Below are 20,347 nucleotides of genomic sequence, written 5' to 3'. Positions count from 1 at the left end.
CGCGGGGGGGAGCCATGAGCCATCGTAAGCAAAAAGTCCTGATTGTGGACGATTCGCAGACCAATCTTGCCTTGCTTGACCATATGCTGGGGGAGGAAGGGTGCCAAGTCGTCCAGGCCAAAAGCGGCATTGAAGCTGTGGAAAAGGTCCGGGCAAATGATTTCGCCTTGATCCTGCTCGATATCCAGATGCCGGGCATGAACGGCTATGATACGGCGCTCAGCATAAAAGAACAAAATAGAGGCCGCCATGTCCCCATCATCTTTGTTACGGCCATTTTTCAGGACGAGGAAAATGTTCGGATGGGATACGAGTCCGGTGCCGTGGATTACCTGTTCAGGCCAGTGGACGTGTTGTTGCTTAAAAGTAAGGTTCAGGCGTTTCTCAAAATCAACGAGCAGCAGATTTTGCTGCAGCGCGAGATAGATCAGCGTAAACGGACCGAGCGGGCCCTGCGTCTTGCAGAGGAAAAATACCGATCCATATTTGAGCGTGCCGTGGAAGGAATTTTCCAATCTTCTTCCGAAGGCAAGTTGTTGGAGGCCAACCCTGCCATGGTCCGGTTGTTCGGCTATGACAGCGCGGAGGAGATGGCCGGAGTTGAGAATCTCCGGGACGTTCTCATGGTCGATGGCGAGGAAAAACGCACTTATGTGGAGATCCTGAGAAGGGATGGGTTTGTGGCCAATTTCGAATTCCGGGCCCGACGTAAAAGCGGTGAGATATTCTGGTGCTCGGAAAGTTCCCGGCTCGTGGACAAGTGCGAGGATGGGAACGGCTATGTGGAGGGCGTTCTGGAGGACATCACCAAACGCAAACACAGTGAGTTGGAACTCAAGCAGATGGCTACTATGGACAGCCTGACCGGAGTGCCCAACCGTCATATTTTTTTTGATCGCCTGGAGTTGGCCCTGGCCGCCGCCAAGCGGTACGGTTCGCATCCTGCCGTGCTTTTTGTGGATCTCAATGATTTCAAGGAAGTCAACGATTCGTTCGGGCATCAGGCGGGAGACGAACTGTTGTGTCTTGTGGCTGCCCGGTTGCATGGCCGTATCCGCGAAGCGGATACCCTGGCCCGGCTTGGCGGCGATGAGTTCGGCATTTTGCTCTCCGATGTGGAAAGCGAATCCGGGGCTTTGGTCGTGGCCAATAACCTGATTGAAGTGCTCAAGGAGCCTTTCCTGATAAAGGGGGCGGCTATCAACGTCGGAGCGACCATAGGCATCAGCTTTTTCCCGGATGACGGCAAGGATGGCGTTACACTCGTCAGCCGCGCGGATGCCGCCATGTATGGTGCCAAACAGAATGCCAGCCAATGCATTGCAACGTACCGAGAGTGCGGTATGCCCCGATGAGCGGCAGGGCGCTGCCGATATTCACGTTCTGGCGGCAACCCCGATAGAATTCTGTAAGAAAATCTGATTATTGGTATGAAATAGAGCCCTGCGGAATAACATTCCGCAGGGCTGTTTTTTGTGCCGTATCATCAAGCAGGTAAAGTGTGGCTGAAATCTTATTTCACCACGCAATGGTAACACATAATATTATTTTTTACTATTTTTCACGCATTTTATTGCTAGCCGTTGTTACGGGTGAGGCCGAAGTCCTTTCCCGGCTCTCTGGACTTTCTCAAGAGACAGGGCAGAGTCAATGAAATTAGTTGGTTACCGGATTGTGCCTTTGCGAAAAAAAGAGCGATGTACTTGACTTACCGTTGTTTTCCGGGCATGGGTTTCGATAACCTTGGGTTTAAAGTATTGGTTTGGGTTCTCTGCAAATTTACTGCCAAAAGGACTAGGTATGGTTTTCAACTGGCTGCATTTTGCGATCATTTTGTTTTTGGTCGCCGGACTGCTTTTTGCCGTCGGGCCGATCATTCTGGCGATACTGCTGGCGCCCCGAGCGCGGGGGGGGGATGTCGGAATGCCGTACGAGTGCGGCATGGTCCCCTACGGCAGTTCCTGGGCGAGATGGGGGGTGTCGTTTTATGTCTACGCCCTTATCTTTCTCGCCTTTGATGTGGACGTCCTTTACCTTTTCCCGGTTTCCACGGCGTATGTTGACGCCGAGGGGTGGGTTTCCTTTGTAAAGGTGTTCATCTTCCTTCTTTTCCTCATACTTTCCATTATTTACTTTTGGGCGAAAGGGGTATTCACATGGCCGCGCAGGATTCAGTAGTGCAACAGGACCTGTTGACCAAAAGCGGGCACTACATGGACCCGCCGTTGGTCAACATGAAGCTGGCGCAGGACATTTTCGACGTTTGTCGATCCATGTCCCTGTGGCCCATGACGTTCGGCCTTGCCTGCTGCGCCATCGAGATGATGGCAACCGGTATGGCCCGTTTCGACATGGCCCGGTTTGGAGCGGAGGTCTTTCGGCCTTCTCCCCGCCAGTCGGATGTAATGATCGTCGCAGGTACTGTGACGAAAAAGTTGGCTCCGGCCGTGGTGCGCCTCTACGAGCAGATGCCCGGACCCAAGTGGGTCATCGCGATGGGCAACTGCGCCATCTCCGGCGGACCGTTCAAGGTCAAGGACAACTACAATGTTGTGGAGGGTGTGGACACGCTGATTCCGGTGGATGTCTACGTACCGGGGTGCCCGCCGCGGCCTGAGGGGTTGCTGGAAGGATTCTTCCAGTTGCAGCGGATCATCACCGGAAAACGCTGGTGGCCTGTCGCTGCCCAAGTGGAGGGCTAGACCCATGCTCAAAGCGTTGGAAGGGATTCGCACCGAGTGTGTCGCCCGCGAGGACAAGGGAAAGACCGGTCATGCCTGGTCCGTCTTCCTGGCTCCCGGACAGATCGTCAAGGCGGCGGAACGTCTCTACGAGGCTGAGTATTCCCTCGAAGACATCTTCGCCTTGGATTTCGAGGAGGGCTTTATGGTCCTCTATCATTTTAACCGGTGGTTGGTGGACGAGCGCGTAGTGTTGCGCGTCATCGTTCCCAGGGACAACCCCGTCGTGCCCTCCATTGCGAGTGTTTTCCAAGGGGCGGAGTGGCATGAAAGGGAAACCCGCGACTTCCATGGTGTCCGGTTCGAGGGCAATCCCAATCTGGTGCCCTTGCTGATGCCGGTAGAGAGCGCCGACCTCTTTCCCCTCGTCAAATCCGACAAGGTGCGCAAGTCCGTCAAGGACCTGCTCAGCCTGGGGGAAGTGGTCTCCTGTTCCAAGGGCATCGAGGAACTGTTTGCGGAACCGGAGGCCGAGGAGGCCTCCGAAGCGTAGGCCGGGGCGACCGGTCGGTCATACAAGGACTGAGAAGTTATGTCGGCTTACCAAAATTATGAACAAATGAAGGGTGATTTCTACACCCAAAAGTTCGAGGCCGGGAAGCAGGACGGTACCTTGATCATCAACCTGGGACCGCAGCACCCGTCTACGCATGGCGTGCTCCGGATCGTGGTTGAACTGGACGGCGAATACGTCATCCGTGCCGAGCCCGTATTGGGCTACCTGCACCGAATGCATGAAAAAATGGGCGAGACTCAGAGCTGGGGTGGTTTCATCCCCAACATGGGCCGCGTCGACTATGGACACGCCATGGCCTGGAACTGGGCCTATGTCGGTGCCGTGGAAAAACTGATGGGCATTGAAGTGCCCGAGAGGGCGGAGTTGCTCCGGGTGATCATGACCGAGCTCAACCGCCTGACCTCCCACCTCTTGTGGTGGGGTGCCTATATTCTCGATCTAGGAGCGTTTACGCCGATTCTGTACGCGTTCGATGACCGGGAAATGCTGCTGGATATCCTGCAGCGTCCTTCGGGCTCCAGGCTTACCTATTCCAACTTCCGGGTTGGCGGCCTGCAAATGGATGCGGACGACAAATGTATCCAGTTGATCAAGGAGTTCATTCCGCACTTCCGTAAGCGTCTGCCTATGTATAAGGATCTGGTTACGGATAACCTCATCCTCAGGCGGCGTATCGAAGGCATCGGAATCATCGATCAGGATATGTGCCGCCGCTACGGCTGCACCGGTCCCGTATTGCGTGGAGCAGGCGTTCCTTACGATGTGCGCCGCGCTGAACCGTATTCGGTCTATGACCGGTTCGATTTTGATATTCCGACCAGCGACACCGCCTGTTCGGCTGGCCGCTATCTGGTCCGGCTGGAGGAGATGGAGCAGTCCATGCGCATAGTGGAGCAGGCTATCGAGATGCTTCCGAGCGCAGAGGGAAGCTACATAGTGGACAAGGCTCCCAAGCCGTCCATGAAGCCCCCGGCGGGCGAGGCGTACTTCTGCGTTGAGGGCGGCCGCGGAAAGATTGGAGTGCATGTGGTTTCGGACGGCACCAAGACGCCGTACCGCGTCAAACTGCGCGCACCCGGTTTCTCCAACCTGAGCGCCTTTGTGGAGTCGGCTACCGGCACGTTGCTTGCCGATGCCGTGGCCATCCTGGGCAGCCTGGACCTCATTATCCCGGAAATCGACAGGTAGGGTTGAGCTATGAGCGCATTCTTACAACAAATATTAGTGCTGATCGTCGCCGCTGTCGCGGCCATGATCTGGCTCGGCATAAACGCCCTGGTCTGGGTCTACTGCGAGCGCAAGTTCGCGGGACACATCCAGCGTCGGCCCGGTCCTTTCGAGGTCGGTCCCCATGGTGCGTTGCAGCCGCTTATCGATGGACTGAAACTCATGGGCAAGCAGCTCCTTACCCCGGACAACGCGGACGTCATCCTCTACTGGCTGGCTCCCATGCTGTCCATGCTGCCGGTGCTGCTGCTCTTCCTGCCCATCCCTTACGGCCCTGTGCTGACGGGCATGGACGTCAATCTCGGCTTGTTGCTGATACTGGCCTTCTCCAGCTTCAATGGCTTGGCCGTGCTGCTGGCGGGTTGGTCCTCCAACAACAAATGGGGCCTGCTGGGCGCGGCCCGTGCCGTGTCCCAGACCGTGGCCTATGAGATTCCGCTGCTTCTGGTCGTGCTGGCCATTACCTTTATGACCGGCACCCTGAGCCTGACCGACATCACGAACCTTCAGGCCGGGCACATCGGCAACTGGTTTATCTGGAAGCAGCCGCTGGCCTTCCTGATCTTCCTGGTTGCCATGTTCGGCGAGACCAACCGCGCACCCTTCGATCTGGCCGAGGCCGAGTCGGAGCTGACCGCCGGTTTCCATACGGAGTACTCCTCCATGGGATTCGGTCTCTTCTTCATGGCGGAATATGGCTACATGGTCGTGATGAGTTCCCTCTGCTCCGTCCTTTTCCTGGGTGGGTTTCACGGCCCGTTCCCGGGCGTGGACGGCTGGTGGTGGATGCTCATCAAAACCTACGCGTTGCTGTCATTCATGGTCTGGGTTCGCTGGACTTACCCGCGCGTGCGGTTCGACCAGTTGCTGAACATCAACTGGAAATGGCTGTTGCCGCTGGCCACGTTCAATCTGCTGGCAACGGCGCTGATCGTGAAGCTGTAGGGGTGTAACTACTATGAATACATTCAGAAAACACGTCATACAGCCGATAATCGACTGCTGGTCCCTCATTGTGGGGCTCAAGATTACTGGGAAGTTCTTCTTCAAGCCCTTGCTGACGGTACATTATCCGCGCGAGGTCATCGACAGCGAGAACCTGTCCACCTATGGCGGACACGTGGAACTCATCGGCAAGACCAAGGACCCTGGCACACCCAAGTGCATATCCTGCATGATGTGCGTGACCAACTGCCCGAGCGGATGCCTGAAGCTCGTCAAGCAGAAGGTCCCCAAACCCACGGCAGAGCAGGAAGCCGCCTGGAAGGCCGCCGAGGAGGCGGGAGAAAAGGTTGCGAAACCCAAGGCTCCCAAGAACCCGGCGAAGTTCATGTACGATTACACCAAGTGCAGCCTGTGCGGCACGTGTATCGAGAACTGCCCCGCCAAGTCGCTTCGGTTCTCCAACAACATCTACTGGGTCGCCACCAGCAGGGAGGAGATGCATATTGATCTCCTCGCCCGGTTGAAGGGGCAGGCCGCGGAAGTCTCCGCACCGGCTCCCGCTCCCAAAGCCGAGGCAGCCGCCACGGCGGAGAAGGAGGCTTAAGGAATGGAAGTTTTGGCTAAAATCGCATTCTGCGTATACACGTTCATCATATTGGGCGGCAGCATCGTCGCGGTTTCCAGCTCCAGTCTGGTCCGTGCCCTTGTCGGCCTGATCACCACGCTCATCGGGGTGGCCGGGATGTATCTGCTGCTGGCAACGCCGTTTATGGCATTCATGCAACTGCTCATCTATGTGGGCGCCGTTTCCGTCCTCATCTTCTTCGCGGTCATGCTTACGCGGGCCGAGCGGGGAGGCGACGAGGCCGGGAAGGCTCCCATGAAAACCTATGTGTTCGGGCTCGCAGCCACCATCGCACCGGCAGCCATCCTTGGATGGTTGATCCTGACCAAGCCGGTTGCTTCCGTGGCGGTCCCCACAGAGATCTCCATCAAGCAATTGGGCGGCGGGCTTCTGGGCTCGTATTTTCTGCCCTTTGAACTCATCTCGGTCATCCTCATGGTCGCCATGTCCGGCGCTGTCCTGCTGACCTGGGAAAAGCGGGGGAAGAAATAGATGAGCGCCCTGACATTATATCAAATCGTTGCGCTTATCCTGCTGTGCGCCGGGCTTTTCGGCCTGACCCAGCGGAGAAGCCTCGTCGGCATGCTGATCTGTGTTGAGCTGATGCTCAACGGTGCGGGACTGTCCATCGTGGCAGCCGCCCAACTTACGGAGTTCAGTGCAATCCTCGGCCAGCTCGGTACCCTGTTCGTCATGGGGCTTGCCGCGGCCGAGGCAACCCTCGTGCTGGCGATCGTCGTTGTTGTGGCCAGGCGGTTCGGTTCCGCCAAATCCGGTGACATCACCACCCTCAAGGAGTAGCCGCCATGGATGGAGTGACCATAGTCTCTGCCCGGATACTGCTGCCGGTGGTGATCACGCTGATTGCACCGCTCTTTATCTGGCTGTGTCGAAAAGATGAAAACCGGCGGGAGGCCATCAGTTTCGTGGCCGCCGCCCTGACGTTCGGGTCCATGCTCTACCTGGCCCCGGCCGTGCTGCGCGGCGAAGTGTGGTACTATAAAGTGACCACCATCCTGCCGGGCATCACCATTGCGTTCGCCGCCGACGGCCTGTCCATGGTCTTCGGCCTGATCGCGCCGTTTCTCTGGTTCTTTGTTACCAGTTACAACATCGGGTACATGCGCGGGCTCAATGAGCACGCCCAGACCCGTTATTACGTCTGCTTCGCGGTGGCCATCTTCGGCGCCGTGGGCGTGGCCCTTTCCGCCAACGTGTTCACCCTGTATCTCTTCTACGAGGTCATCACCGTGTTCACGTATCCTCTGGTCTACCACCATGAGGATGACGAGGCGAGAGTGGGAGCCCGCAAGTACATCGTCTATTTGATGGGTACGTCCAAGCTGTTCCTGCTGCCCGCCATGGTCCTTACCTACGTGCTGGTCGGAAACCTGGACTTCCATCTGGCTGATGTGGTCAACGGCATGTTCTCCGCCCAGGTGGTGGCCGAGCATCCGCATCTGGTTTCCTTGACCTACTGGTTGTTCATCCTGGGTATCGGCAAGGCGGCGCTCATGCCGTTCCACAACTGGCTGCCTTCGGCCATGGTGGCGCCCACCCCGGTTTCCGCTTTGCTGCACGCAGTGGCGGTTGTTAAGGCCGGTGTCTTCTGCGTCTGCCGCATCGTGCTTTCCGCCTTCGGCACCAAGACCGCCGGGTTCCTGACCCTGAGCCAGCTGTACATCGGCTCGCCGGGCAGCTTCCTGGGAGATATCAGTCTCGGCATGAGCACGGCGTATGTCGCCACCTTCACCCTGGTCGTGGCCTCGTTCATCGCCTTGACCAAGGACGACATCAAGGCGCGGCTCGCCTATTCGACGGTCGCCCAGTTGTCCTACGTCGTGGTCGGCGTGACCATGATGGTGGATTCGGCAGTGCAGGGCGGCGTGATGCACATCGCTCACCACGCCTTCTCCAAGATCACGCTCTTCATGGCCGCCGGTGCCATCTTCGTGGCAACCGGCCTGCGGAGCATCAGTCAGATGGACGGCCTGGGCCGCCGTATGCCCTGGACCTTCGGGGCCTTCGGCATCGCGTCCCTGTCCATGATCGGCATGCCGCCCGTCTGCGGCTTTGTCTCCAAATGGTACCTGGTGAACGGTGCGCTCGACTCCGGGCATATCGGAATCCTGGTCATGCTTCTGCTCTCAACGGCGCTCAACGCGGGTTATTTTGTGCCCATCACGTACCGCGCCTTTTTCAGAAAGCCGAAGCCCGAGGCGAACATCGGCCAGTACAACGAGGCGTCCATGACCATGGTCGTGCCGCTGTGCTTCACGGCTGCCGTCTCCGTGTTCTTGGGTCTGTATCCGCAGACATTCCTGAACTTCGTCAACATCTTGGGCAAGTTCTAGGGGGGATGATATGAGTCAACAAGGTTTGGGCGATATCCTCGCTAAGTGGAGAGATAACTGGAAGACGTGGAGGACCATCTTCTTCGCCGTGCTCGCGGTGATGGTGGTGCTCAATATCTTCTTCCATTCCCACCATGGCCACTTCTGGCACCTGGACGAGATCCCCGGCTTCTTCGCCGTGTTCGGAATCGTCGTGGGGCTGGTCATGGTTATTGTAATGAAAAAAATCGTGCAGCCGTTCATCAAGCGCGAGGAGGACTACTATGGAGACTAGTTTCCTGCATCCCTCCATGGCGTTCCTTGCGCTGGCGATCATCGTGCCGTTTGTTCCCAAGACGCTCTGGCTGAACAAAGCGTTCCGCGGGACTCTCGCATTGATTGCTCCGCTCCTGGCCCTCTACGGCATATTCTCCGTGGAGCCGGGCATGTACGGCGCGCTGCACTATCTGGATCAGACGATGGTCCTCGGCCGGGTGGACAAGCTGTCCATCGTCTTCGGCCAGGTCTTTGCCGTCATCGCCACCATCGGCGCCATCTACGGAATGCACGTGGAGGAAAAAGGGCACTACGTGTGCGCCTCCCTCTACGTTGCCGGCGGATTTGGTTGCGTGTTCGCAGGCGACCTGCTGACGGTCTTCCTGTTCTGGGAACTGATGAGCATCGGCTCCACGTTCCTGATCTGGCAGGCCCGGACCACCGAGTCGGTGGGCGCTGGTTTCCGCTACTTCCTGTACCACACGGTGGGCGGCCTCTTCCTGCTGGGAGGGTTGCTGCTCAAGTACAAGGCCACCGGTTCCTTCGCCTTTGTCGGCGTCAGTCCGGCCCAGGCCCAGTACTATGACTGGCTGATCCTCATCGGGTTCTGTGTCAACGCCGCTGTCGTGCCGCTGCACGCCTGGCTGCCCGACGCCTACCCCAGAGCTTCGGTGGCCGGTGCGGTTTACATGTGCGCTTTCACCACCAAGACGGCCGTTTACGTCCTGGCCCGTGGATTCGCGGGTTGGGAGGTTCTGGCCATTGCCGGAACGATAATGGCTGTCTTCGGCGTGCTCTATGCGTGCATAGAAAACAACGCACGGCGCATCCTGTCCTACCACATCGTATCCCAGGTGGGATACATGGTCGCTGGTATCGGCATCGGAACGGCCATGACGCTTAACGGCGCAGTGGCCCACGCCTATGCCCATATCCTTTATAAGGGCCTGCTCTTCATGGGTACCGGTGCTATCCTGTACTCGGTGGGTACGGTCAAACTGGACAAGCTCGGCGGTCTGGCAACCAAGCTGCCGTGGGTCATGGTCTGGTACATGGTCGCGGCCCTGTCCATCTCCGGTATGCCGCTCTTCAACGGCTTCATCTCCAAGACGATGACTATTGCCGGCGCGGCCGAGGCACATCAGCCTCTCCTGGCGCTGGGCATGGAAATCGCGGCTGTCGGTACGTTCATCTCGGTGGGCATCAAGCTCCCGTACTTCGCCTTCTGGGGCGGCAAGTCCGAATACAAGGGCGAGATAAAGCCGTTGCCGTTCAACATGTACGTGGGCATGGCCTTGTGCGGACTGCTCTGCATCGCGCAGGGCGTGTACCCCCACATGCTGTATCAGTACCTGCCGTTCCACGCTGAGGAAGCCTTCCATCCCTGGACCATCGACAAGGTGCTCAACTCGGGACTGTTGCTCGGCTTCTCCGGTCTGGCCTTCTACCTGACCCGCGAGGTCATCAAGCCGCACGCCTTCCTCAACCTGGACTTCGACTGGTTCTACCGGCTCATCGGCCGCGTCACCATGCGCGCCGTGTGCTGGCCCATCTCCAAGGTTGATGACGTCTGGACCGAGGTCTACCGGACCGGCGGTCTGCGTGCTCTGATTGCCATGGGCCACGGCACCAGCGTCTTCGACAAGAAGGGAATCGACACCGTGGTGGACGGAAGCGCTTACACCGTCAGGAACATCGGCAGGGTGGGGGCCAAGGCCCAAACCGCCCGTTTGCAGGATTACCTGGCCTTTGCCACCGTTCTGGGTTTGGGCATCTACGCCCTGGTATGGTACTTCGGCTAAGCCGGACAATCTAAGGAGAGTCTGTTTTGAACTTCGGATATCCGGTACTCACACTGTTGATCGCGTTCCCCGTAGTGGCGGCGTGCGGTCTGTTCTTCCTGCGCTCGCCGCAGGTGGTCAGGATGTTCACCTTCGCGGTGTCCATCATTGAGTTGCTGCTGGCCGTGCCGCTCATTGGCTACACGCCCAACGCCGACTTCCAATTCGTTGAAAAAATCGACTGGGTCCACCAATGGGGGCTCCAGTACTACCTTGGCGTGGACGGCATCAGCATCCTCATGGTCCTGCTGACCCTGGCTGTGCTGCCCTTATGCGTCATGTGTTCCTGGACCTACATCGGAAAGCGGGTGAAGGAGTTTCACTTCTGCCTGCTTTTCATGACCTCAGCGGTGCTCGGCGTGTTCTGCGCTCTGGACCTGGTTTTGTTCTATGTGTTCTGGGAAGCCATGCTCATCCCCATGTACCTGCTCATCGCAGTATGGGGCGGCGATGACCGCAAATACGCGTCCATCAAGTTCTTCCTGTACACCCTGACGGGTTCGACCCTGCTTCTGGCGGCCATCGTGGCCTTCCGGATTACGGGCGGCACCTTCTCCATCCCGGACCTGATGCAGCAGAGCTTCAGCTTCCGCTTCCAGTTCTGGGCCTTCCTGGCCATGGCTCTCGCCTTTGCCATCAAGGTGCCCATGTTCCCGTTCCACACATGGCTGCCCGCAGCCCACGTGCAGGCACCCTCGGCTGGTTCCGTCATCCTGGCGGCTGTGTTGCTGAAGATGGGCACCTACGGGTTCCTCCGCTTCTGCCTGCCGCTTACTCCGGCCGCCAGCCATTACTTCGCCCCGATGATGATCGCGATTTCCGTCGCCTCCATCCTCTACGGCGGGGCCATCGCCTTGGGGCAGACGGACATCAAGAAACTTGTAGCCTACTCCTCGGTGGGCCACATGGGCTTCGTTACGCTGGGCATATTCCTGTTCAACCAGCGTGGCGTGGAAGGAGCGCTCTTCCAGATGCTGAACCACGGCATCGTCACCGGCGCGCTCTTCATGATGATCGGCGCGGTCTACGAGCGGAGCCACAGCCGTGAAATCTCCCACAACATGGGACTGGGCAAGTATCTGCCCGCCTTCATGTTCTTTTGGGGATTCATGGCGCTGGCTTCCTTCGGCTTCCCCGGCACCAACGGGTTTGTGGGTGAAATTCTGGTCTTCATCGGCGCATTCCAGCAGTCGCTCCTCCTTGGGCTGCTCCTGGTGCCCGGTGCGCTGCTGGCCGCCGCCTACATGTTCCGCGTGTCGCTCAAGATGGCCTGGGGCAAGCCCTCATCGGCCAAGACGTGGCGCGACCTGAACGCGCGCGAGTGGGTCTACCTGACCGTTCCGGCCATATTCGTGCTCTGGATCGGTCTGGCTCCCACGCCGTTCTTCAACATCATTGATCCGTCAGTAAAGAATCTGCTGGGTGATTTCGAGAAGCGCAAGGTTGCGCACATCGAAACCGAGCAGCCGATGCAAACAGCCGCCAACGACCTTTTCAAGGCCGTCGCGGACAAGCAATAGGGGGCTGAGACGTGAACTTCAATATCTCGCTCATCGTCCCGGAGTTCTACTTCCTCTGCTTGGTCATCGTACTGATGATCCAGAGCCTGGGGAGCCGGGAGTGGAAGCCCCTGGTTGAAAAGTGGATTCCCTTTGGAGCAGGCCTTGGCTTCTTCGTTACCATCGCGGGCTTCCACCTGCATGGCACCATGTTCTGGGATGTCTATAAAGTCGACATGATGTCCCAGTTCTTTAAGATAGCCATCGCCTTCGGTTTCTTTGTAACGTCCATCAACGCAGCCCGGCAGTCCACTCTGGACGAGGGCAAGCGGTCCGACTACTACATGATGCTTGGGTTCTCGACCCTTGGTCTGATGATCCTCTCCTCCTGCGTGGAGCTGGTGACCATCTATCTGGCCCTGGAAATGGCGTCCTACTCCCTGTATGCGACCATTCCGCTTAGGGCCAAGAGCAAGGGCGCTGCCGAGGCGGGCATCAAGTACATCATGTTCGGCGCGGTGGCCACGGCCCTGTCGCTGTACGGCCTGTCCTACATCATGGCCAGCCAGCACACGACCTACATTGCGGAACTCGCCACCAAGAACTGGCACTTTGCCGACAACCCCATGGCTATCGCTGGACTCTGCCTCTTCCTGGCAGGCATGTTCTTCAAACTGGCTCTCTTCCCGTTCCACTTCTGGTGCCCCGACGTGTACCAGGGAGCGAGTAACGAGACCGCCGCTTTCGTTGCCACGCTTCCCAAGATGGGTGCCATTATCATCCTGGTTCGCATGGCCGCCTTCATCAAGCCCGGCCTGGAGGTCACCACGCTGCTCGCAGTGCTTGGTGCCTGCTCCATGACCTACGGCAATCTGGCGGCGCTGGCGCAGAAGGACATTAAGCGGCTGCTCGGGTTCTCCTCGGTGGCCCATGCCGGATACATCATGGTGGGTCTGGTCAGCGGCACGCCCGAAGGACTGGCCGCAGCCGCCTTCTATGCCCTGGCATATCTGGTCATGAACCTGCTGGTCTTCTGGGTCGTCAGCCGCATTGCGGTGGATGGCCGCAACCTGTTGCTGAGTGATCTGAACGGGCTCTACAAGAAAGCCCCGGTGTTGGCCTTCTCATTGGCCGCCGGAGCTTTCGCCCTGGTTGGCCTGCCGCCGACCATGGGATTCATGGGCAAGTTCTTCCTGATCACCTCGGCTTGGGACCACGGCTACAACTGGTTGGTCATCACTCTGGTGGTGAACTCGGCCATTGCTATCTACTACTACCTGGGGCTGTTCCGTCATGCCTTCACCGAAGACACGACTCCGGAAGCGACTCCCGCACCGGATACCAGCTGGTACGCCTCGGTTGGCGCGGGTATGCTCGCCGCCACCGTGCTCGTTATCGGCATCATCCCGGCGCCCCTGTTCAACTTCGCCATCGCCGCAGGCAACAGCCTGTTCGGGATAGCCTCAAGCGGGCATTAGGCGAAAGGGTAAACAATAATCAAAGAGCGGGAGCTGGAGCTTCCGCTCTTTTTTTTGCCTCCGGCCCCCCATCTCTTTTTTCCTCCTAAACTTTTTGATTTCGCTTCGCGGGAGAGGGGCGGTGTGGTTGCCTTGGAGGAAGGTGGGTATTATTGTTGGTAGATACAGGGAGAGGACATTATGCACGAGTCGAGTTTGGGCGGGACGCTCAGGGATTACCTTACCGGCGATGAGATCGACGAGACCACTTTTGAGGAATTCCGGCAGTTGCTGGCGCGGTTGCTGGTGGAAGAGCTGGGGTATCCCAAGGAGAGGATCAAGGCGAAGGTACCGCTCAAGTATTGCGTGGAAGGGGAGGAGTTCGAGCGGCCTCTGGATTATGTGGTCTATGATGGTGAGGGAAAGCCTATTTTCGTCATTCTCTTCTGTGCAGGGGATGTCGGGACCTTTGAGCGGGAGACCGTCTGCGCTGGGCGGCTCATTGAGGACGGACCAGTGCCGTTCGCTTTGGTTACCGATACCATGGAGGCCGCGTTGCTGGACGTGCGCACCGGGGATGTGGTTGCGCGTGGCATGAAGGCCGTTCCCGAGTGGAACCAGCTGAACGAGATGGCCGGGCAGGCGGATATCAAGCCGTTGACCGATGAACAGCGGGATAAGCAAACCCGAGTCTTTCATACCTATTGCGGCTTTATCTATGGGACCTGCTGTAGCGAGTCCTGCTCTTTGCCGCCCATGCCGGGGAAAAAATAGTAGTATAAAAAAGGAAACAACCGGTGCTTATGTGCCGGGTTGTTTCCCTTTATTCCAATACGTAAATTTGCCCCGGGCCGTCCCTCGGTTGCGGACAAGGAACGGCCCGGTTGCCTTGGTGTCAGGATGCGCTCGCTTCCCCAGGATCATCCACAAACACGATGCATCCCTCCGGGCAGGTGTTCATGATGTCTCGCACCTCTTCCTCGGTAACCCGGGACCTACGGACGCATGGCATATCCAGCGCCTCGTCCCAGGCAAACACATCGGGGTTGAGGTCGATGCACCCCTGGCAGCCGCGGCAATCGCCTAATTCGATAGCGACTTCGCGATAGTTGGTGTCAGATGTCTTGTTGCTCATGAATTGTATATAGTAATCATTCCTGAGAATGGCAAGCAACAAAATTCAATAACTTGGCGAAGACGTAACTTTGAGCTATCGTAACCACTCAAAATCAACGAGAAGAGGTTGGTCATGCATAGGCTGTTTTTTTCAATCTTCGCGGTTATCTGCCTGTTGAGTACATTTTGTCTTTCGGGTTGCACCGGCAGCGATGCGGCGAGCATCCTATCCGAGGATTGGAAGACAATTGGGGAATCGGCCAAGGGCAGTATGGTCCGTTTTTACATGGATGGTTCCGATTCCCGGCTGAATGCCTGGGTCGATGGCTACGTGGCCGAGCAGGTCAAGCAGCGTTACGGCATTACGCTGGTGCGGGTACCCATTGGTTCTGATGTCGTGCTGGCCCGGCTCATGGAAGAAAAGGAAAAAGGGCAGGGTGGCGACATCGAGTTGTTTTGCCTGATGGGAGATGCCTTTCGTCGTGCCAAAAAAGAAGGGCTTATCATGGGGCCAGTAGCGGAAAAATTGCCAAACTACGTGCGCTATGTGAACAAACGGCTCGCCTCGTATGATTTTGGGACTCCGGTGGAAGGATATGAGGTGCCGCTTGGATGGAGCCAATTTTCTTTTCGCTATGCGACGGACCGTGTTCAGCAGCCGCCCAGAACACTGCTTGAGCTTCAGGCCTGGATCAAGGAGCATCCCGGTCGTTTTGCCTATCCGGCCCCGCCCGACTTTTCGGGTACGGCGTTTCTGCGTCAAATCCTGTGTACCGTTGCCGGTGGCCCTAAGGCTGGTTTGACCGAGTGGGATCAGAATATATTCAAGCAGACGGCCCCCAAGGTGTGGGCCTTCCTGAATCAGATAAAACCGTATTTGTGGGCGAAAGGGAAACGGTATCCGGCCGACCTGAAACAGTTGCGCGATCTCTTCGAAAAGGGCGAGATCGACATGGGCGTCCGATACGGTTCGCCCTATGCCGAGAACCAGGGCAAGGTCCGGGAAGGCGTCTTCTACATTTCCGGCGGTATGTTGGGCAATATGCACTTCATGGCAATACCGAAGAATGCCGTGAATAAGGCTGGGGCCATGGTGGTCGCCAATTTCCTGCTTTCGCCCGAGGCACAGTATTCAAAATTGCTGCCGAAAAATGGTGGAGATTGTCCGGCAATTGACCCGGATGCACTGGAAAAGGAAGCGTGGAAAAGGTTTGCGGCCATTGACCGGGGACCGGGCGTATTGCCCTTTGGCGAACTGCACAGGGAGATCATTCCAGAGATGGTTCCCAAGTACAGCTCGGCCCTGGATGCAGGCTGGGCGGCCAATGTCGGCAAGTGATCTCATTTTTTGTTGCTGCATGTAACATCCTGTTTCCCCATCCATCGCAGCGATTGTTCAGTGCCTGTTATCAATGATTGACTTTTGTTTTGTTTAGCTGCTAAACAACATGCATGCGCACTTTTGAAGAGATGTTGCCCATAATGAATCTGTTCGGTTCCGCCTTTGCCAAGTACTCGCTCATTGACCATAAATCGAAGGATTTTGGTGTCGGTGTTTCCTTGTACCCATCGGAAATTCATCTTGTTTCAAGAGTGGATGGCAGGGAAGGAATTGGTGTGACGGAACTGGCTGAGGAAATGGGCATTACCAAAGGCGCAGTATCTCAATTGGTGAGTAAACTAGTAAAAAAGGGGATGCTGAGCAAAACCCCGTCCCCGGAGAATCGTGCGCGTGTAGTTATCCGCACAACGGAGCGGGGACACATTGCGAGCGTCAATCATTTGGAGTTTCACCGGCAACATGATCGTGGGTTTTGGGAGTATCTGGCTGAACTCAGTGATGAAGACTATGCAGCGGTTGTCCGTGTTGGAAAGCAGATGAATCATTGGATGGACGCATATATGTGAAAATTTTTTTCGTATATTGTTTAGCACCTAAACAGGAGGTCGGATATGCTGATTCCCGAGGCAAGCACTGATTTTGAACCGTTGAACGCAAGGGTGTTGGAGGGGATTTCCACCAAAGTCCTTCTGGCTGCTGTGGACATCAAGCTTTTCGATCAACTGACAGATTCATGCGATCTGGAAGAACTCGCGCATAAGCTGGGGCTGGTGACGCAACTGCTTGAGCCCGTTATGGATATCCTGGCTGGCCTGGGGCTGGTCGAGGTTGAATCGGGGCGCTACCGGAACAGCTCGGTCGCAGAGGAGTTCCTGGTGAGTTCCGCGCCGCTCTATCAAGGTGACTATCTGGGACTGACGATGGGATTCGCACGATCCGTCGAGAACCGTATTCCCGAATTGTTGGCCGGGGGAAAACTGGATAGGGAGGAGGTTGATCAGGCCTGGGCATTGGAGCACCAAATGAATGGCACCGGACAGAATGCGCTTAGAGGTGGTGTTCATACGGTTGCGGACATGGCGGCCGGATTACCGGGATTCAATGATTTTGGAGCAATGTGCGATATTGGAGGGAATCACGGCCTGTATACGTTCGCGGTGTTGGAACGCAATGCCGTGATGAAAGGGACGATATTCGATCTGCCCGCGGTTGTAGAAAAAACCGCTGCCCGTTGCGAACAAAACGGCTATGCTGATCGGGTCACAACCCGCGGTATTGATTTCCGCAACACGAAATTGCCGGAAGGGAACTATGACCTCGTCATAATGTCCCATGTCTTGTACGCCTTCAAGCAGGACATGGTAGGTGCGTTACAAAGGGTTGCCCAGGGATTGAAACCGGGCGGTTGGTTTATCTCCCACCACAATGCAGGTCGATACGGGCAGGATGGTGCGTTGTACAAAGCCTCTTTGGAGTTGGTAACACGACTTGCCGGATATGCTTCACATTTTATAGAGCGCGAGGAACTGGTGGCGGCGCTGGAAATCGCTGGATTTGGTGATTTCCGCTTTAGTGAAGTTCCCGGAATGCATATGGGGTTGGTCACTGCCGCACGCAAGATAAATTAAATGGCATGGGCCGAGGGGGAATCTCTCCTCGGCTCATTGCGTCCGTTCTTATAGTGTTTCTTCCATTCCATTTCCCTTTACGAGAGTACCTGTATTCATGATTGAAGCCCTGGCGGTTTTCCTCTAGGGTGTCCGGCATGAATGTAGCCCGCACCATTTATCTTATAGGGCCACGGGCCTGTGGCAAGACCTGCGTAGGGCGCGCTCTGGCCGAACGTCTGGGACTTGGGTTTGTGGATTCCGATCACGAACTAGTTAAAGACGTGGGCATGGAGATTGCCGACTATGTGGCTGCCAACGGGTGGGACGCTTTTCGCGACCGCGAGGCAGAAACTCTTGCCCGGCTGGCGGACGGTCCTGTCCGCGTCGTCGGTTGCGGCGGCGGCATCGTGTTACGGCCCGAGAACCGGAAAGTCCTTTCCGGGGGAATCGTTATTTATCTCAAGGCCTGCGCCGAGACCCTGGCCGAGCGGCTCATGTGTGATCCGATCGAGGCGCAACGGCCTTCGCTGACGGGCAAGAACATCGTGGATGAGGTTCGTGAAGTGCTGGATGCACGCGCCGCGCTCTATGAATCCTGCGCCGATATCGTGCTGGGCGAAGGTCTGCTGGACGATGTGGTCGCGGAAGCCCTGCGGGAACTCTCTCTCTTTTCCAAGCCTTTTTGACAGGTTGAGCCAAGCGGCCTATAAACTGGGATCGGCGGTGGCCGCAGGGATCGTTTAAGGTCCGTGCCTGCCTCGTCGGGGATATCCATGCGAACAAAAGTCTTATCTCCATATTGGATGCCGGTCTGGTTTTTTGCCGGTGCCATATTCATCGGCGCGCTGGTGCTGCATTTGAGTGTCAGTCACCCCGGCGGCCCGCTATCTTTTATCGATGCCGTCTTTACGGCCACATCGGCCATGTGCGTCACCGGCCTGGCCGTGGTGGATACCGGCTCCTATTTTTCCCTGTTGGGGCAAAACGTTATTCTGGTGCTGATCCAGGTCGGCGGCCTCGGCATCATGACCTTCACCACCCTGTTCATTCACCTCCTGGGTAAGCATATCTCCCTTGGCGACCGAATCGCTGTGGGCCAGAGCCTGTTGCGCGACCCTTCGTTCAGTCTGCTCAAGTTTCTGATACGAGTGGTCGTCGGAACACTGCTTATGGAGGGGATTGGTGCCTTGGCCTTGTGGCTGATCGACCCGGTTGGGTTCAGTCCGTATTCCGCCGTGTTCCATTCCATTTCAGCTTTTTGCAATGCCGGATTCTCGCTGTTCCCGGACAGTCTGACACATTGGAAGGGCAATGTGGGCGTCAACGTGGTGGTGATGCTGCTCATCACGGCGGGTGGCCTCGGATTCTACGTGCTCAATGAGTGCGGTTCCCTGATCAAACGGGTTGTCCTGCGACGGGAGCGGCTTTTCCAGAATGGTCATCTGCTGAGTTGGCATAGTTCCATTGTGCTCAAGATGTCCCTGTTGCTCGTCGTTGTCGGCACCGTTGTCATCTTTTTTGCCGAGGGAGCTGCGGGGCATGCTCCGGACTCTTTGAAAGAACGTTTCCTCACCGCGCTGTTTCAGTCGGTTACCTGCCGCACGGCAGGGTTCAATACGGTGGATATAGGTTCCATGACCAACGTCTCCCTGGCGTTCATGATGGTGCTGATGTTCGTCGGCGGTTCGCCCGGGTCCTGTGCAGGCGGCATCAAGACGACAACCTTCCGCGCCCTTGGCGGATTCGTGATGGCGCAGTTCAGGGGACTTTCCGAAGTTCCGGTCGGGCGGTTCGCCCTCAGCCAGGAGGCCTTGAACAAGGTCATCGCTCTGTGCACCGTGGCCGTGCTGCTGGTCGGTGTGGGTACCATGGTTCTGACTTCTCTGGAGAGCGCGGGAGACGCCTATCTCATGGGGCGGGAAAAGTTTATGATCAACATGTTTGAGGTTATCTCCGCATTCGGCACGGTTGGGCTTTCCACCGGGCTGACTTCTCATCTGAACGGTGCGGAGAAAACCATGATTATTATCCTTATGTTTGTGGGCAGGCTGGGGCCTGTCTGGCTGCTTTCTGCCCTGCACAGCTGGCAGGCCGGACGTCGTTACCAGTTGCCCAAGGCCGATTTGCCCCTGGGTTAAATTTCGGAGAATTGCATGGCGAAGAAAAATGAAATCGGTATTATCGGGCTCGGAAAATTCGGGTTTTCACTGGGCTCGGCCCTGACCAACCTGGGACACGACGTTGTCGGCGTGGACCTCGATGCAGAGCATATCCGCCGGGCGCAGGACAAGTTGTCCCACGTGTATCAGGCGGACGCCACGGACGAGAAGGCGCTGGAGCAGGTCGGCATCAAGGAACTGGACCGGGTGGTCGTATCCACCGGCGAATCCATGGAAGCCTCCATACTCTGCGTGCTCAACCTCCAATCTCTAGGGGTGGAAAACATCTGGGTCAAGGCCATCAGCGAAGAGCATGAGCGGGTGCTGTACAAGATTGGCGTCCCGTACGTGGTTTTTCCGGAGGCGTTTGTTGCCTTCCAGTTGGCCCACCGGCTGGCCACACCTGGTATCCAGGATTATTTCGGCATGGGCCAGGACGTTGTCACGCGGGAAATTCTCATTAGCAAGTGGGCCGGCAAGACCCTGCGCGACCTGAACCTGACCAACGAATATCACGTTCAGGTTGTGGCATATCGCAAGAACGGCGAGGCGCAGTTTACCTTTGTGCCAGAGGCCACTCGTCCCTTTGAGCAGGGGGATGTGGTGGTTCTTATCGGCAAGACGGCTGACGTTATGAAGATCGACAAATTTTAGGGAGC

The 20,347-nt window shown here is 57.1% G+C and carries 22 protein-coding genes; 21 read left to right on the top strand and 1 reads right to left on the bottom strand.

From position 1 onward, the window contains the following. The first annotated feature begins 14 nt into the window (after nucleotides 1-14). The 15 genes from ACI0FG_RS09500 to ACI0FG_RS09430 all read left to right on the top strand — a co-directional run bounded on the left by ACI0FG_RS09500 (nucleotide 15) and on the right by ACI0FG_RS09430 (nucleotide 14,235). Nucleotides 15-1,355, top strand: coding sequence for a GGDEF domain-containing response regulator (locus ACI0FG_RS09500; RefSeq protein WP_419788300.1), 1,341 nt, complete (start codon nucleotides 15-17; stop codon nucleotides 1,353-1,355). 445 nt (nucleotides 1,356-1,800) lie between these two features. Then, on the top strand, nucleotides 1,801-2,178 hold the full coding sequence (locus tag ACI0FG_RS09495; RefSeq protein ID WP_419788299.1) for an NADH-quinone oxidoreductase subunit A: 378 nt from the start codon (nucleotides 1,801-1,803) through the stop codon (nucleotides 2,176-2,178). Beyond that, on the top strand, nucleotides 2,157-2,702 hold the full coding sequence (locus ACI0FG_RS09490; RefSeq protein WP_419788298.1) for an NADH-quinone oxidoreductase subunit B: 546 nt from the start codon (nucleotides 2,157-2,159) through the stop codon (nucleotides 2,700-2,702). Before ACI0FG_RS09495 ends, ACI0FG_RS09490 begins: the two co-directional genes overlap by 22 nt. Nucleotides 2,703-2,706: 4 nt before the next feature. Further along, on the top strand, nucleotides 2,707-3,234 hold the full coding sequence (locus ACI0FG_RS09485) for an NADH-quinone oxidoreductase subunit C (protein ID WP_419788297.1): 528 nt from the start codon (nucleotides 2,707-2,709) through the stop codon (nucleotides 3,232-3,234). Between the two features lie 39 nt (nucleotides 3,235-3,273). Next, complete coding sequence (locus ACI0FG_RS09480; RefSeq protein WP_419788296.1) at nucleotides 3,274-4,446, top strand: NADH-quinone oxidoreductase subunit D; 1,173 nt, start codon at nucleotides 3,274-3,276, stop codon at nucleotides 4,444-4,446. Between the two features lie 9 nt (nucleotides 4,447-4,455). Then, complete coding sequence (gene nuoH / locus ACI0FG_RS09475; protein WP_419788295.1) at nucleotides 4,456-5,430, top strand: NADH-quinone oxidoreductase subunit NuoH; 975 nt, start codon at nucleotides 4,456-4,458, stop codon at nucleotides 5,428-5,430. Nucleotides 5,431-5,443: 13 nt separating this feature from the next. Beyond that, nucleotides 5,444-6,034, top strand: a complete 591-nt coding sequence (locus ACI0FG_RS09470; protein ID WP_419788294.1) for a 4Fe-4S binding protein — start codon at nucleotides 5,444-5,446, stop codon at nucleotides 6,032-6,034. A gap of 3 nt (nucleotides 6,035-6,037) precedes the next feature. Then, entirely contained in the window at nucleotides 6,038-6,547 is a 510-nt protein-coding gene (locus ACI0FG_RS09465; RefSeq protein WP_419788293.1) for an NADH-quinone oxidoreductase subunit J family protein, read from the top strand. After that, entirely contained in the window at nucleotides 6,548-6,856 is a 309-nt protein-coding gene (gene nuoK / locus ACI0FG_RS09460) for an NADH-quinone oxidoreductase subunit NuoK (protein ID WP_419788292.1), read from the top strand. 5 nt (nucleotides 6,857-6,861) lie between these two features. Then, a complete protein-coding gene (locus tag ACI0FG_RS09455) occupies nucleotides 6,862-8,409 on the top strand; it encodes a monovalent cation/H+ antiporter subunit D family protein (protein WP_419788291.1) in 1,548 nt (515 codons plus the stop codon). A 10-nt stretch (nucleotides 8,410-8,419) separates the two neighbouring features. Then, nucleotides 8,420-8,683, top strand: coding sequence for a hypothetical protein (locus ACI0FG_RS09450; RefSeq protein WP_419788290.1), 264 nt, complete (start codon nucleotides 8,420-8,422; stop codon nucleotides 8,681-8,683). Further along, nucleotides 8,673-10,466 carry a Na(+)/H(+) antiporter subunit D gene (locus ACI0FG_RS09445; protein WP_419788289.1) on the top strand — a complete coding sequence of 598 codons (1,794 nt, stop codon included), beginning with the start codon at nucleotides 8,673-8,675 and terminating at the stop codon, nucleotides 10,464-10,466. Before ACI0FG_RS09450 ends, ACI0FG_RS09445 begins: the two co-directional genes overlap by 11 nt. A 26-nt stretch (nucleotides 10,467-10,492) precedes the next feature. Next, a complete protein-coding gene (locus tag ACI0FG_RS09440) occupies nucleotides 10,493-12,025 on the top strand; it encodes a complex I subunit 4 family protein (RefSeq protein ID WP_419788288.1) in 1,533 nt (510 codons plus the stop codon). Between the two features lie 11 nt (nucleotides 12,026-12,036). Continuing rightward, on the top strand, nucleotides 12,037-13,482 hold the full coding sequence (locus tag ACI0FG_RS09435) for an NADH-quinone oxidoreductase subunit N (RefSeq protein ID WP_419788287.1): 1,446 nt from the start codon (nucleotides 12,037-12,039) through the stop codon (nucleotides 13,480-13,482). A gap of 180 nt (nucleotides 13,483-13,662) precedes the next feature. Continuing rightward, a complete protein-coding gene (locus ACI0FG_RS09430) occupies nucleotides 13,663-14,235 on the top strand; it encodes a type I restriction enzyme HsdR N-terminal domain-containing protein (protein WP_419788286.1) in 573 nt (190 codons plus the stop codon). Nucleotides 14,236-14,356: 121 nt separating this feature from the next. Here ACI0FG_RS09430 and ACI0FG_RS09425 read toward each other — a convergent pair whose 3' ends face one another. After that, entirely contained in the window at nucleotides 14,357-14,596 is a 240-nt protein-coding gene (locus ACI0FG_RS09425) for a ferredoxin (protein WP_419788285.1), read from the bottom strand. Between the two features lie 114 nt (nucleotides 14,597-14,710). On the opposite strand from ACI0FG_RS09425, the gene ACI0FG_RS09420 reads away from it, so the two are divergent. The 6 genes from ACI0FG_RS09420 to ACI0FG_RS09395 all read left to right on the top strand — a co-directional run bounded on the left by ACI0FG_RS09420 (nucleotide 14,711) and on the right by ACI0FG_RS09395 (nucleotide 20,342). Continuing rightward, nucleotides 14,711-15,916, top strand: coding sequence for an ABC transporter substrate-binding protein (locus ACI0FG_RS09420; RefSeq protein WP_419788284.1), 1,206 nt, complete (start codon nucleotides 14,711-14,713; stop codon nucleotides 15,914-15,916). Between the two features lie 143 nt (nucleotides 15,917-16,059). Then, nucleotides 16,060-16,485 carry a MarR family winged helix-turn-helix transcriptional regulator gene (locus ACI0FG_RS09415; protein WP_419788283.1) on the top strand — a complete coding sequence of 142 codons (426 nt, stop codon included), beginning with the start codon at nucleotides 16,060-16,062 and terminating at the stop codon, nucleotides 16,483-16,485. A gap of 45 nt (nucleotides 16,486-16,530) precedes the next feature. Next, on the top strand, nucleotides 16,531-17,547 hold the full coding sequence (locus ACI0FG_RS09410) for a methyltransferase (protein ID WP_419788282.1): 1,017 nt from the start codon (nucleotides 16,531-16,533) through the stop codon (nucleotides 17,545-17,547). A 137-nt stretch (nucleotides 17,548-17,684) separates the two neighbouring features. After that, entirely contained in the window at nucleotides 17,685-18,215 is a 531-nt protein-coding gene (gene aroL, locus ACI0FG_RS09405) for a shikimate kinase AroL (RefSeq protein ID WP_419788281.1), read from the top strand. Nucleotides 18,216-18,302: 87 nt separating this feature from the next. After that, a complete protein-coding gene (locus ACI0FG_RS09400; RefSeq protein WP_419788280.1) occupies nucleotides 18,303-19,667 on the top strand; it encodes a TrkH family potassium uptake protein in 1,365 nt (454 codons plus the stop codon). Nucleotides 19,668-19,682: 15 nt separating this feature from the next. Continuing rightward, nucleotides 19,683-20,342, top strand: a complete 660-nt coding sequence (locus ACI0FG_RS09395) for a potassium channel family protein (protein ID WP_419788279.1) — start codon at nucleotides 19,683-19,685, stop codon at nucleotides 20,340-20,342. Nucleotides 20,343-20,347 lie beyond the last annotated feature (5 nt).

The organism is Pseudodesulfovibrio sp. 7M6 (genome assembly GCF_050058625.1).
GTDB classification, from domain to species: domain Bacteria; phylum Desulfobacterota; class Desulfovibrionia; order Desulfovibrionales; family Desulfovibrionaceae; genus Pseudodesulfovibrio; species Pseudodesulfovibrio salinus.
This window is presented reverse-complemented; position numbering and strand designations above follow the sequence as displayed.